Here is a 13,917-nt window from a genome sequence, read left to right as displayed (position 1 = left end):
CCACCCGCACGGCACTTCTTTCCACCCGCACGGCACATCCCCCGTCAACCGCAAAAAGCTGCCCCCATGGAGGAGCACGTGAACACCCCGATCGAAGGTCCCCGCGACATCCGGTCCGGTTCCGAGCCCATCGCCGTCATCGGCATGGGTTGCCGTTTCGCCGGCGGCGTGGATTCGCCCGAGTCGTTCTGGAAGCTGCTGACCGCCGGCACGGATGCGATCTCCGAGGTGCCGCCGGAGCGTTGGGCGGCTTATGAGGCCGCGTCGCCGCAGAACGCCGCGGCCCTGCGCCGCACCACCCGCAACGGTGGATTCCTCGACGACATCGAGGGGTTCGACGCGGAGTTCTTCGGGATCACCCCGCGCGAGGCCGAGCTCATGGACCCGCAGCAGCGGATCGTCCTGGAGGTGTCGTGGGAGGCTCTTGAGCACGCGGGTATCGCCCCGCAGTCCCTGGCCGGGACGGATGCCGGGGTGTTCATCGGCGTCGGCTCCGACGACTACGGCCGGCGCATGCTGGAGGACCTGCCGCGCATCGAGGCCTGGACGGGGATCGGTGCCGCGTTCTGCGCGGTCGCCAACCGCGTCTCCTACACCCTGGACCTGCGCGGCTCCAGCCTCGCTGTCGACACCGCCTGCTCGGCCTCCCTGGTCGCGTTCCACCTAGCCGTCCAGGCGCTGCGCGACGGTGATGTTCCGGTGGCGCTGGCCGGTGGCGTCAACATCATGGCGGGCCCGGGCCTGACCATGGTCCTGGACGCGGCGGGCGCCGTCTCGCCGGACGGGCGCAGCAAGTCGTTCGACGCGGCCGCCGACGGTTACGGACGCGGTGAGGGCGCCGGTGTGGTGGTGCTCAAGCGGCTCGCCGACGCCCGCCGCGACGGCGACCGCGTCCTCGCCGTCATCAAGGGTACCGCCGTCAACCAGGACGGCCGTACCAACGGCATCATGGCGCCGAGCTCCGAGGCCCAGGCCCACCTCCTGCGCCAGGCCTACCGCAGCGCCGGTGTGGACCCGCTCACCGTCGACTACATCGAGGCGCACGGCACCGGAACGCGGGCCGGCGACCCCATCGAGACCACCGCGATGGCCGAGGTGTTCGGCGCCGGACGCCCCGCCGACCAGCCTGTCCTGATCGGTTCGGTGAAGCCCAACATCGGCCACCTGGAGGCCGGAGCGGGCGTGGCGGGCCTGATCAAGGCCGTGCTGGCCCTGCACCACGCGCACATCCCGCCGCAGGCCAACTTCCACTCGCCCAACCCGGCCATCGACTGGGAGGCGTCCCGTCTCAAGGTCGTCGCCGAGCCGACGCCCTGGCCGGTGACGGGCCGCCCGCGCCGCGCCGGGGTCTCCGGCTACGGCTACGGCGGCACCATCGGCCACATCGTCCTGGAGCAGGCCCCCGAAGACGAGGGGGCGGCCCTTGCCGGGGCCCAGGCCGCCGAGGACGGCGTACGCCTGTTCCCGCTGTCGGGTGCGACCGAGGCCGGCACTCGTGCCCAGGCGGCGGCCCTCGCCGACTGGCTGGACGCCGAGGCGGGCGGGACGCCGCTCGACGACGTCGCCCGCACCCTGGCCGTGCACCGCGGCCACGCCGCGAGCCGCGCGGTGGCCGCCGCGTCCGATGCGGCCCAGCTCGCCACCCGGCTGCGGGCGTTCGCGGGCGGGGAGGGCGAGGACGGCATCGAGACGGGCGCCGTGGTGTCCGGCGCTGCCCGCGGCGCGGTGTGGGTGTTCTCCGGTCACGGCTCGCAGTGGGCCGGCATGGGCCGCGAACTCCTGGCCGAGGAGGCCGAGTTCGCCAAGGTCCTCGACGAGATCGACCCCGTCTTCCTGGCCGAGATCGGCTTCTCGCCCCGCCGGGTGCTGCTCGACGGCGACCTCACCGACGTCGACAAGATCCAGCCGATGATCTTCGCCATGCAGGTCGGCCTGGCCGCCGTCTGGCGCGAGCGCGGCCTGGAGCCCGCCGCCGTCATCGGCCACTCCGTGGGCGAGATCGCCGCCGCGGTCGTCTCCGGCATCCTCTCGCTGGCCGACGGCGCCCGCCTCATCTGCCGCCGCTCGGCGCTGCTGAGCCGGGTCGCGGGCAAGGGCGCCATGATCATGGTCGCGCTGCCCTTCGACGAGGTCGCCCACCGCCTGCACGGCCGCACCGATGTGACCGCGGCCATCTCCGCCTCGCCCGGCTCCACCGTCGTCGCCGGTGACACCGACGCCGTCGAGGAGCTCGCCGCGGCCTGGGAGGCCGAGCCGCTCGTGGTGCGCCGCGTCGCCTCCGACGTCGCCTTCCACAGCGCCCACATGGACCCGCTGCTCGCCGAACTGAGCGCCGCCGCCCACGACTTGACGATCAGGGAGCCCGCGCTGCCCGTTTACAGCACCATGCTCGCCGACCCGCGCGGCGACACCCCGCGTGACGGCGCCTACTGGGCCGGGAACCTGCGCAACCCGGTCCGCTTCACCCAGGCCGTCACCGCCGCCGCCGAGGACGGCTTCCGCGCCTTCGTCGAAATATCCGGGCATCCCGTGGTCGCCCACTCCATCGGCGAGATCCTGGACGGGCTCGGCATCGAGGACGCCGTCGTCGCGCACAGCCTGCGCCGCGACAAGCCCGAGCGGGACATCCTGCTCGCCAACGTCGCGGCCCTGCACTGCCACGGCGTGTCCCTCGACTGGGCGGCCGTCACCCCGGGCCGCCTCGCCGACCTGCCGCACACCGTCTGGCAGCACCGGCGCTACTGGTACGAGTCGGCCGGGAACGTCGGCGGCGGCACCCAGCACGACGTGGAGAGCCACACCCTGCTCGGCGGCCAGACCGCCGTAAACGGCCACACCCCGGCCCGCCTGTGGCAGACCTACCTCGACGAGTCGTGCCGCCCCTACCCGGGCGACCACCCCGTCCAGGGCGTCGAGATCATCCCGGCCACGGTGCTGCTCAACACCTTCTTCACGGCCGCCGCCCACGAAGGCGAGCGCCCCGGCCTCGCCGACGTCACCCTCAAGGTGCCGGTCGCCGTGTCCACCCCGCGCGAGCTCCAGGTCGTCCACCAGGAGGGCACGGTCCGCCTCGCCTCGCGCATCATCGGCGACGGCGCTGCCGACGACACCGACGCGTCCTGGCTGACCCACACCACCGCCGTCGTCTCGCCCGGCACCGCGGTCGGCCAACGCACCCTGGACGCCGAACAGTTGCGTACCACCTGCGCCGAAGTGCTCGACACCGCGTTCACCATCGACCGGCTCGCCGGCATCGGTGTCGCCGCGATGGGCTTCCCGTGGGAGGTCAAGGAGATGCGGCGCGCGGAGGACGAGATCTTCGCCGTCGTCGCGGCCCAGCCGGACGGTCAACTGCCCAGCTCCTGGGCCTCGGTGCTGGACGCGGCGCTGTCCATCGCCTCCGTCGTCTTCCCGGGCGAACCGATCCTGCGGATGCCCGCGCACATCCGGGAGGCCGCCGTGGCGGGCGACTGCCCCGCCGAGGTGCTCCTGCACGTCGCGACCGTCGAGGGCGCGGCCGCCGTGGACACCGTCGACGTCTCCATAGCCGCCACCGACGGCCGCCTCCTGGCCCGCCTCACCGGCCTGCGCTACGGCGTCCTCGACGGCGACCCCGGCGCCACCGCCAGCCCCCGGCGCCTGGTCAGCGAACTGGCCTGGCGGCCCCTCGAACTGCCCGCCGAACCCGCCCGCGAGCGTGCCGCGGTGACCGCCGCCGTGATCGTCGGCGACCGCAAGACCGGCCTGCGCATCGGCGAGGCACTGTCCGCGACCGGCCTGCCCTGGACGGCCATCGACACCCCGGACGACCTGACCGCGCTCGCCGAGCCGCTCACCTCCACCACCGCCGTCCTCGTGGTGCCCGAGCGGGCAGGCGCCGCCGCCAGCGTCAGCGGCGCCGCCGTGGACGCCGCCTGGCTGGTCACCCGCACCGCGCAGCAGCTCGCCGCGGCGGGGCCCGACGCGCACCCCGGCCTGTGGTGCGTCACCCGGGGCGTGCGCGAGTCCCTGACCACCGAGTCCCTGGGCGACGCCCCGCTGTGGGGACTTGGCCGGGTCATCGGCGGCGAGCACCCCGAACTGTGGGGCGGCACCGTCGACCTGGCCGACGACACCGACCCCGAAGCCCTGGCCGCACTCGTCGACGTCGTACGTGCCCAGCCCGGCGAGGACCTCGTCTCGGTGCGCGGCGCCTCGATCGAGACCGCCCGCCTGGTGGCCATCGAGCGCGAGCCCGTGCGGGCCGCCCTGGAATGCCGGCCCGACGGCACCTACCTGATCACCGGAGGACTCGGCGTGCTCGGCCTGGAGGTCGCCACCTGGCTCGCCGGACGCGGCGCCCGCCGCCTGGTCCTGGCCGGCCGGCGCGGCCTGCCGCCGCGCACCGCCTGGGACGAGATGACCGACACGACGACCCGCCGCCAGATCGAGGCGGTCCGCGCCCTGGAAGGACTCGGCGTCAGCGTCCGCGTCGTCTCCGTCGACATCACCGACGCCCAGGCCGTCGCCGCGGCCCTCTCCCCGGCGGCCCTCGACCTGCCGCCGATCCGCGGCATTGTGCACGCCGCCGGTGTCCTCGACAACCGGATGGCCGCGGGCGTCGACGAGGACTCGCTCGCCCACGTCATGGGCCCCAAGGTGGCCGGAGCAATGGTCCTGCACGACCTGTTCGCCCCGGGCAGCCTGGACTTCTTCACCCTGTTCTCCTCCTGCGGCCAGCTCCTCGGCCTGCCCGGCCAGGCCAGCTACGCCTCCGGCAACGCCTTCCTGGACGCGCTCGCCGCCCACCGCGCGGCCCTCGGCGACACCAGCACCGTCAGCTACGCCTGGACCTCCTGGCGGGGCCTGGGCATGTCGACCTCCTCGGAGCTCATCGACGCCGAACTCGCCGCCCGCGGCACCGCCGACATCTCCGCCGCCGAGGCGTTCCGCAGCTGGGAATTCGCCTCCCGCTACGACGCCCCCTACTACGCCGTGCTCCGCACCATCGAACTGGAGCCCTCCGCCGTCCGCCCGCCCCTGCTCGACGAACTCACCGTAGAAATAGCCGAGTCCACCACCGACCAGGGCGAGGCCGCCTGGGCCACGCTTGAGCCCGAGGAGCTGCACGCCCACCTGGTCGACGCGGTACGCGGCCTGGTCGCCGCCGAAATGAAATGGGCCCCCGACTCCTTCGACGTGCGGCGCCCGCTCATGGAAATGGGGCTCGACTCGGTGATGACCCTGGTCATCCGGCGCCGCCTGGAGAAGCTCTTCCGGCTCGCGCTGCCGGCCACGCTCCTGTGGGACCGCCCCACCGTGACCGCCATCGCCGACTTCCTCGCCGAGCGGCTCGCCGCCTGAGACCGCGGCCCGGCCCCCGTCCGAAAGAGGTCGGGGCCGGGCCGCCCCCTGCACGGATCAACCCGATCGAGCGAAGGAGGAGAAGATGAAGCGCGCCGGTACCGTCCCGTGGCCCGAGCACGAGGCCGAGCGCTACACCGCGGCCGGCCACTGGCGCGGCCGCCCGCTGGGCGACTGGATGTGGAGCTGGAGCGAGAGCTACGGATCCCGTACGGCACTGGTGGACGGTCGGACCAGGATCGGCTACCGCGAACTGGCCGTCCGCGCCGACGCGTTGGCGGAGCGGCTCGTATCGCTGGGCCTCGGCGACGGGGACAACCTGCTCGTCCAGCTCCCCAACCGCTGGGAGTTCGTGGCACTGTTCCTGGCCTGCCAGCGCATCGGCGTGGCACCGGTCCTGGCCCTCATGCCGCATCGCGAGCACGAGCTGGAGTACCTGGCCGAACTCGCCGACGTCGCGGCGATCGCCGTCCCCGACACCTGCCGCGACTTCGACCACCAGGCGCTCGCCGCCAAGATCGCCGGGACCCGGCCGCGCCCCGTCCCCGTCCTGGTCGTCGGCGACCACGTCGAGCCGGGCCACGTGGACCTGCGGGCCGCCCTGCGCGTCGAGGGGGACGCCGAGGGGCGCCGCCGCCGGCTCGACGAACGGGCCCCGGACGCCGGGGAGGTGGCGCTGTTCCTGCTCTCGGGCGGCACCACCGGACTCCCCAAGATCATCGCTCGGACGCACAACGACTACGAGTACAACTTCCGGCGCAGTGGCGAGGTCTGCGGCTTCACCGCCGAAACCACCTATCTGGCCGCCCTTCCCCTCGCGCACAACTTCCCGCTCGGCTGCCCGGGCGTGCTGGGCACCCTCGCGGTGGGCGGCCTGGCCGTCCTGTCGCCCTCGCCGCACCCCAGGACCGCGTTCGCCGAGATCGCCCGCGAGCGCGTCACCGCCACCTCGGTGGTGCCCGCCGTCGCCCACCGCTGGCTGGAACACGCCGCCGGCACCCCGTACGACCTCGGCAGCCTGGAACTGCTCCAGGTCGGCGGCTCCGTCCTGCCCGCCGAGCTCGCCCGCGAGCTCGGTCCGGGCCTGGGCTGCACCCTCCAGCAGGTGTACGGAATGGCCGAAGGCCTGCTCAACTACACGCGGCCGGACGATTCTCCGCAGGTCCTGCGCGAGACCCAGGGCCGGCCGATCTCCGAGGCGGACGAGATCCTCGTGGCCGACGCCGAGGGCCGCCCGGTGCCGACCGGCGCCACCGGTGAGCTGCTCACCCGGGGCCCGTACACGCCCCGCGGCTACTACCGCGCCCCGCAGCACAACCAGCGCGCCTTCACCGCCGACGGCTGGTACCGCACGGGCGATCTCGTGCGGTGGCACCCCAGCGGCAACCTCGTCGTCGAAGGACGGCTCAAGGACCTGGTCAACCGCGGCGGCGAGAAGGTCTCCATCGACGAGGTCGAAGACCTGGTGCGGGCGGTGCCCGGCGTCGCGGACGCGGCGGCCCTGGCCCTGCCCGACCCGGCGCTCGGCGAACGCGTCGGTGTCTGCGTGATCCCGGGGGACGGGCCGCGGCCCACCCTGGAAACCATCCACGCCTTCTTCGCGGCACGCGGCGTAGCGGCCTTCAAAACCCCCGAACTCCTCCAGCTGGTGGACGAGTTCCCCCTGACCCCGGTCGGCAAGGTGGACCGCCGCACCCTGCGCGAGCGGGTCCTGGCGCTCACCCGGGTGAGCGTGCCCACCCAGCCGAAGGCGCAGCCGAGCCAGGCCCCGGCCCCCGCCTGACACACCAGTTGAACCCCCGACTTCCGCCGCTCCACGCTCCACAGCGAAAGGAACAAGCCATGTCGCAGATCCCGGCGGCCGGTGCGCCGCTCGACACCGGATCGCTGCGCCTCAAGGGCGTCGACCATCTCGCGCACGTCACCTGGAAGCCCGAGGAGACCCTGCACTTCTACCGCGACGTGCTCGGCCTGCCGCTGGTCCACGCCATCACCGCGACCGGCTGGGTCACCGAGGACTTCCCCGACTTCGTGCACTTCTTCTTCGCCCTCGGCAAGGGCAACCACTTGGCCTTCTTCTACTACTTCGGGCTGCCCGAGGAGGAGGACCCGGGCGACCTCATGCACCGCTCGCGCCACCTGGCGCTGCACGTCGACACCGAGGAGGAGCTGACCGCCTGGCGCGTCCGCCTCAAGGAGCACGGCGTACGGGTCACCCCGCCGCTCGCCCACGAACTCCTGGAATCCCTCTACTTCGACGACCCCAATGGAATCCAGCTGGAGATCACCCGCCCGCTGCGCGCCTTCGCCGAAGTCGACGCGCGCGACGCCGAGTTGACGCTCCGGGCCCTGAGCGACATCGCGAAGGGCGAGCGCCCCACCGTCGAGGACATGTGGCGCCGCAAGGGCGAACTCGCCCGCGACCACGCCGAGCAGGCCGCCCCGGCCGAGGAGAAGGTGAGCACCCGATGACCACGCTGTACGTACTGGACATCCCCGAGTTCGACGACCTGGTCCGCGTCGCCCGGGACACCGGGTACGGCATCCGCTCCGCGGGCGACTACGTCGAGGTGACCGCGGACGGGCCCCTGGTGCTCGCCCGGGACGCGGTCGGCGCCCGCCCCGCGATCTGGTTCGCCGCGCTGACCGGCGGCTACAGCGGCCGGCTCGTCCACCTCGACGAGGACGAACTCTGCCTGGACGAGGGCTGAGACCGCCCCGGTGCGGCAGGCGTCGCCGCACCGGGGCGGGCGGCTACAGGGCCGGACTGCCGAGCAGTTCGCGCGCGGTGTCCAGGAACGGGCGAAGGCCCGGCGACTCGGCGCCCTGCGCACGCCAGGAGACCTGCACCTCCGTCTCCCGCCGGGCGTTGGTCCACGGCACCGTCTCCAGGGCGCCCCGCGCCAGGTCGGCCGCCACCGCGATCCCAGGGAGCAGCGCGCAGCCCATCCCCTCGGCGACGCAGCTGCGCAGCGCCCCGATGCTGGTCAGTTCGGCCACCACGTTCGGCCGGGGGCCCCGTACGGAGCCCAGCGTCTCGTCGTACATCCGGCGGTAGCTGCAACCGGGCTCGGTCACCAGGAAGTCCACACCGGCGAGTTCGGCCGTGGTCACTTCCTTCATCCTGGTCAGCGGGTGCCCGGGGGGAGCCACCACGACGACGGTCTCGGGAGCCAGCGCCATGCTCTCGAACTCCGGCTCCGTGGGCGGCGGTCCGAACGTGAAGCACAGATCCAGAGTTCCCTCGCGCACCCCGCCCCGGGACTCCGACCGGTTGCCCGGACGCAGCACGACCCGGACCTTCGGATGGGTTTCCCGGAACCGGGTCAGCAAAGAAGGCAATCGGTAGACGCAGAGCGTTTCCGGTGCGCCGATGGTGAGTTCGCCGGCCGGGTCCGCCATTCCGGACACCGCGGCCCTCGCCTCCTCGGCGAGCTGGAGCATGCGCTCGGCGTACTCGACCAGACGGTTGCCCGCATCGGTGAGCCGTATCCGGCGGCCGGAACGGTCAAAAAGGGCCACCCCCAGATCCGCTTCGAGCGACTGGATCTGCTCGGTGACACTCGACTGGGCATAATTCAGACGCTCGGCCGCCCGTGTGATATTGAGGGTTTCGGCAACGGTGCGGAACGTGTTCAACTGACGGAGCTGCATCTTTCGGCCTCCCCCGATCCATCGGCGCTTCCGATGGTGCAATCGGAATTTCCCGTTTCTCTTTCGCCCGGGCTCCCGCCAGGCTGTAACAGCCGCAGGTTCTCGACCCCGGCCGCCTCGAATTCAAATTTCCGCATCAGCGATTCCACATCAGTAATGGAGAAGGGAACAACTATGTCCTCGCAGTCATCGACGGTGACGGCCGCACAAGGGGGGAGCGCTTCGGCGGGCGTCAAGCCCGAGGCCGGGGTCCGGCGCAAGGGGCTTCTGCTTCTGGGCCTTTCGCTCGGCTACTTCATGGTGCTGCTCGACACCAGCGTGGTGAACGTGGCACTGCCCGCCATCCGCGATGATATCGGCGGCGGCCTCTCCGGGCTCCAGTGGGTGGTCAACGGATACACCCTCACCTTCGCCGCGCTGCTGCTCACCATGGGTGCGCTGTCCGACCGGTTCGGCGCCCGCAAGGTGTTCCTGACCGGCACCTGGGCCTTCCTCATCGCCTCCGGACTCACCGCCGCGTCCCCGAACCTGGGCGTTCTGATCGGCATGCGCGGTGTCCTCGGCATCGCGGGCGCCGCCCTGCTGCCGGCCTCGATGGCCGTCATCGCGACCACCTACACCGATCCCGCCCAGCGGGCCCGCGCACTCGGATCGTGGGCTGCCATCACCGGTGTCGCGCTCGCCGCGGGCCCGGTCGTCGGCGGTGTCCTCACGGACACGCTGGGCTGGCGCTTCATCTTCGTCATCAACGTGCCGGTCGCCCTGCTCAGCGTGCTGATCACCCGCGCCTTCGCGCCGCAGGTGCCCCGCAATCCGAACCGCGCCATCGACCTGCCCGGCCAGCTGCTCGCCGTACTCGCCCTGGCGGGCCTCACGTTCGGCGTCATTCAGAGCGAGCCCGAGGGCTGGACGTCCGCGCCGGTGCTCATCGCGCTGGCCGTCGGTATCGCCGCCGCGATCGGCTTCATCATGGTGGAGCGCCGCGAGCCCGGTGTGCGCGGCCCGATGCTGCCGCTCCAGCTCTTCCGCAAGGCCACCTTCTCGGTCGGCCTGCTCAACGGACTGCTCGTCAACTTCGGCCTCTCCGGCGTCCTGTTCGTCATGTCCCTCCACTTCCAGCAGGGCCTCGGCTACACCGCCATGGCCGCCGGCCTCGCCTTCCTGCCGCTGACCCTGCCCACCGCGTTCAACCCGATCTACACCGGGCGCCTGGTCGCCAGGAAGGGCCCGCGCATCCCCTCGATCCTCGGCTTCTCGCTGATGACGGTGGGCGCGCTCATCCAGCTGCTCTTCGTGGGCGGCGACGGCGCGGGCCAGTACGCGCTGACCGCGGTCGGCCTGCTGATCTTCGGGTTCGGTGTCTCCTTCGCCATCCCGTCCCTGGTCACCACCCTTGTCTCCTCGGTGCCCAAGGAGCAGGCCGGCATCGCGTCGGGCGCCCTCAACTCGGCCCGCCAGACCGGCGCCGTGGTCGGTGTCGCGGTCCTCGGCTCCGTGCTCCAGGCCTCGCCCGGCGACAGCGGCACCAAGGTCGCCCTGTCGGTCGCCGCGGCGGCCCTCGCGGTGGGCGCCCTGCTCGCCGTCGGCTACATCGGCCGGCGCACCGCCCAGTGAGCGAGCGGCGGGCGAGCCGGTTCACCGGCGCCGGACTGCCCCGGGGCAGCACCGGCGCGGGCTCCCCGCCTGTCCTGCGGGGCGATGCGCACCGCGGCGACGAAACCATCCACAAGGTGCGGGCGGTCATCCGCTCCCACGGGCTGCCCACCGTGGAGCGCGGCTGGCCGCCACCCCCGGCGCCGCACCCGCCGACGGCCGCCCAACTGGCCGCCTCCTTCAAGGAGAACGGACGCCTGGTCCTGGCAGTTCCCGGCCCGGACGACAATCGGCGGCCGTACGGAGACGGTACGGATCCGGTGGACACCCGGGTCAGCACAGGCCAGTCGTCCGCGGCCGACGCGGACCCGGACACCCGGGTCTGGCTCACCGTCCCGAGCTGCGCGGCCGACGGGCACGAGACGGGCTGCCGCTGCGACCCGGAGCTGGCGGGGGCGTTCGTACGCACCGTGTTCCCGGGCTGGCTCGTGGCCGCCGCCGACACCCGGCTGCGCACCGCGGTGCGGGCCTACCAGGAGCACTACGCGCCCGTGGACGACCTGTCCGCGGTCGGGGCGCTCGCCGGGTCCTTCGCCGACGTACTGCTCGCCGACTGCGTGGTCGGCGCCGCGACCGACGCACTGCGCGCCGGGACCGGGAGGCGGGCCCTGACCGCCGTGTGCGGACACCTGGTGCCGCGACTGCTGCGAGAGGGCGCGGAGGAAGTGATTCCGTTGAACGCGCGGCGCCGGGACGGCAGCCTCGCCCGGTCCGCGTACGACTTCTCGGCCGCCCGCGAGGGCGAGGCCCTGATGGCGGCGGCCGGCCCCGTCGGCGCCCGGCTGCCGCAGCTCCTCGCCGAGTTCCAGCCCGGATCAACCGGCCGCGAACTGCGCCTGCTCGGCCGGGAGTTCCGCGACTTCTCCGGTCTTCCGGACGGACGCGACCCGGTCGGCGGAAGCTTCCGGGAGGTCATCCGGATGCTCAACCGGGAACTGCGCGGCCTGGAACGGCGCCGCTCCTACCTCGGCCGCCCCACGCCCGGCGGGCCCGACCCGGCTGCCCTCGCGGTCGCCGACCGGCTCGCGCTGCTCACCGCGGCGGCCTGCGGCCTCGGCAGACTGCGGTTCACCGGCGAGGACACGGACCGTGCCTGGCTGCTGCTGGCCCTCACCAGGGTGCTGCGGCGCCTGGGCCACTCGACGCCGAGACTGCCGAGGGGCCAAGTGGGGCTCGTCCTCAAGGAATTGATTGTCCGTGACCGCGAGGCATTGGCCTACGACCTGTCCCGGGAACGGATCGACCTGGAGATCGGGAGCACGGCTTGACACGAGGGCCGACACCCGTGCTGTACGCGGCGCGGGGCCCGGACGACCTGGAAGTGGCAAGGATCAGAAAGGAGTTGGAGGAGAGCCGGTGCATCGTCGTGGCGGGCCGGACCGAGGACTGGTGGCCGCGCGAGACCGGGCCCGACGCGGAGGACATCCGGGTGCTGCTCGGCGCGGACCGCGCCCGGGCCGACCGGCAGCCCACACCGGAGCGGCGCATCCGCTTCATCGTGTCCCGGCTGATGCTCAGAGCCACCGCCGGCGCCCTCCTCGGCGCCGACCCCGCACTCTTCGAGGTCGCCTACACCGCGACCGGGCGCCCTTATTTAAGAGGCTGTGACGAGCTGGACATCAGCGTCGGCGACTGTGAAGGACTGGTCGCCGTGGGCCTGATGGACGGCGGCCGGGTCGGCGTGGACGTGGCACCGCTGCAACCGCCGCCGCTGCGGCTGCCGTCCGTGGAACACCTGCTCACCCGGCACGAGCTGGACCGCCTGCACGCGGCCCGGCCGTCCGCGCGCCACCCGCTGCTGCTCCGCTTCCTGACCCTGAAGAATTCCTATGCCAAGGCGATGGGGAGCGGACGGAGGATTCCCTACGCCGATTTCGGATTGGCGACGGACCGCGATGGGTGCCACCTCATGGGGAAGGACGGGCGCTTTTACGTGCCCGGCCTCGGGGCGGCCTCCAATAATTTTGGTTCCACTCATCTGATTTCCGCGACAGGCGTTGCCAAATCTGGGTAGCCTGCACCCCATCCGTGCAGGTCGGACGTGGGGTGGGGTCCCCGGAATTAAACCGTTCGGTACGTTCGGAAAATTGACGAGACAGAGCAATCAACGCTCAGGGGGAGTTGTCTTGGATATCGGAGTGCTCGGTGACGTCCAGATAATGGACGGCGAACTGGGCTGGGGACCGACGGCGCCGAAGCAGCAGCAGCTGCTCGCCACCCTGGCCCTCGCCGTCGGTCATGTGGTGACCATGTCGAGCCTGATCGACGAGCTCTGGTTCGGGGCGGTGCCCCCGCGCAGCGCGGTGACCGCGGTCCAGACGTACGTCCTGAACCTGCGTTCGCTGATGACCTCGCGGTCCTCGCACGGGCGGCTCGACCCGAAGGACGTCCTGATCACCTCGCGCGGCGGCTACCGGCTCGATCTGGGCACCGGCACCGTGGACGCCGACCTCTTCGAGCAGGCCGTCGACGAGGGCTGCCAGTCGCTCAGCGAGGGCGACAACGCCGAGGCGGCCCAGGCCTTCCAACGCGGTCTCGCCCTCTGGCGCGGCGCGGCACCACTGGACGGCGTCCCGCTCGGCCCGCGCCTTTCCCTTGAGGTCTCCCGCCTCGAAGAGCTCCGGCTCACCGCCCTTGAGGGCCGCATCGAGGCGGACATCCGCATCGGCCGCCACCGTCAAGTCCTGGGCGAGCTCCGGTACTTAACCGAGAACCACCCGCTGCACGAGGGATTCCACGCCCAGCTGATGCTCGTCCTGCACCGGACCGGCCGCCGCGGCCAGGCCCTGGAGACCTTCACCCGGCTGCGCACCGCCCTGCGCGAAGAGCTCGGCATCGACCCGATGCCCGAACTGCAGGACCTGCAAAGGGAGATCCTGCACGGCGCCAGCGAGAAGCGCTGGGCCGCACAGGGCGCCGGCTGGGGCGGCATGACCGTTGTCGGGCGGGTGGGCTGATGAGCGTTGTACGTGACCTGCGCGCCGTACGTGACCTGCGCAATGAAGCCGCACGCACAGGGGCCACCCGGTTGGGGGCCGCGAGAAACGAGAGGGATCCGGCATGAACACACCGCAGCCGACGGCGACCCGCAACCGGGTCACCGAGCTTCTTGCGTTGCGTGCGGAGGCGTGTCGTGGGCCGAGCGAGCGGGCGACGCAGGCGCAGCATGCGAAGGGCAAGCTGACGGCGCGTGAGCGTATCGACCTGCTGCTCGATCCCGGTTCGTTTCACGAGGTGGAGCAGTTGCGTCGGCATCGTGCGGTGGGT

Annotated in this window: 10 protein-coding genes; 9 read left to right on the top strand and 1 reads right to left on the bottom strand. The window is 72.4% G+C overall.

Annotated elements, in window-relative coordinates; all coding sequences use genetic code 11:
• Window positions 1-66 precede the first annotated feature (66 nt).
• The 4 genes from ADK54_RS16310 to ADK54_RS16295 all read left to right on the top strand — a co-directional run bounded on the left by ADK54_RS16310 (window position 67) and on the right by ADK54_RS16295 (window position 8,054).
• A complete protein-coding gene (locus tag ADK54_RS16310; protein ID WP_053726363.1) occupies window positions 67-5,343 on the top strand; it encodes a type I polyketide synthase in 5,277 nt (1,758 codons plus the stop codon).
• A gap of 85 nt (window positions 5,344-5,428) precedes the next feature.
• Window positions 5,429-7,126: a (2,3-dihydroxybenzoyl)adenylate synthase gene (locus tag ADK54_RS16305; protein ID WP_053726362.1), complete on the top strand. Its 1,698-nt coding sequence runs from the start codon at window positions 5,429-5,431 to the stop codon at window positions 7,124-7,126.
• 59 nt (window positions 7,127-7,185) lie between these two features.
• A complete protein-coding gene (locus ADK54_RS16300; RefSeq protein ID WP_053726361.1) occupies window positions 7,186-7,815 on the top strand; it encodes a VOC family protein in 630 nt (209 codons plus the stop codon).
• Window positions 7,812-8,054, top strand: coding sequence for a hypothetical protein (locus ADK54_RS16295; RefSeq protein WP_053726360.1), 243 nt, complete (start codon window positions 7,812-7,814; stop codon window positions 8,052-8,054). The genes ADK54_RS16300 and ADK54_RS16295 overlap by 4 nt, the downstream gene beginning before the upstream one ends.
• A gap of 43 nt (window positions 8,055-8,097) precedes the next feature.
• Here the strand turns inward: ADK54_RS16295 and ADK54_RS16290 are convergent, their stop codons facing one another.
• Window positions 8,098-8,997, bottom strand: coding sequence for a LysR family transcriptional regulator (locus ADK54_RS16290; protein WP_053726359.1), 900 nt, complete (start codon window positions 8,995-8,997; stop codon window positions 8,098-8,100).
• Between the two features lie 174 nt (window positions 8,998-9,171).
• On the opposite strand from ADK54_RS16290, the gene ADK54_RS16285 reads away from it, so the two are divergent.
• The 5 genes from ADK54_RS16285 to ADK54_RS16265 form a co-directional block, all read left to right on the top strand.
• Window positions 9,172-10,611, top strand: a complete 1,440-nt coding sequence (locus tag ADK54_RS16285) for an MFS transporter (protein ID WP_078966425.1) — start codon at window positions 9,172-9,174, stop codon at window positions 10,609-10,611.
• Window positions 10,608-11,918 (top strand): hypothetical protein, encoded by a 1,311-nt coding sequence (locus ADK54_RS16280; protein WP_053726358.1) that lies wholly within the window; start codon window positions 10,608-10,610, stop codon window positions 11,916-11,918. Before ADK54_RS16285 ends, ADK54_RS16280 begins: the two co-directional genes overlap by 4 nt.
• Window positions 11,919-11,971: 53 nt before the next feature.
• Window positions 11,972-12,664 carry a 4'-phosphopantetheinyl transferase family protein gene (locus tag ADK54_RS16275; RefSeq protein ID WP_159047783.1) on the top strand — a complete coding sequence of 231 codons (693 nt, stop codon included), beginning with the start codon at window positions 11,972-11,974 and terminating at the stop codon, window positions 12,662-12,664.
• A 112-nt stretch (window positions 12,665-12,776) separates the two neighbouring features.
• Complete coding sequence (locus ADK54_RS16270) at window positions 12,777-13,607, top strand: AfsR/SARP family transcriptional regulator (protein WP_063801990.1); 831 nt, start codon at window positions 12,777-12,779, stop codon at window positions 13,605-13,607.
• Between the two features lie 103 nt (window positions 13,608-13,710).
• A partial coding sequence (locus tag ADK54_RS16265) for a carboxyl transferase domain-containing protein (protein ID WP_324610162.1) occupies window positions 13,711-13,917 on the top strand: 207 nt, incomplete at its 3' end.

The sequence above is a fragment of the Streptomyces sp. WM6378 genome, assembly GCF_001279695.1.
Taxonomy (GTDB): Bacteria; Actinomycetota; Actinomycetes; order Streptomycetales; family Streptomycetaceae; genus Streptomyces.
The sequence above is the reverse complement of the archived record's forward strand: the minus strand, read 5'-3'. Positions and strand labels throughout refer to the sequence as shown.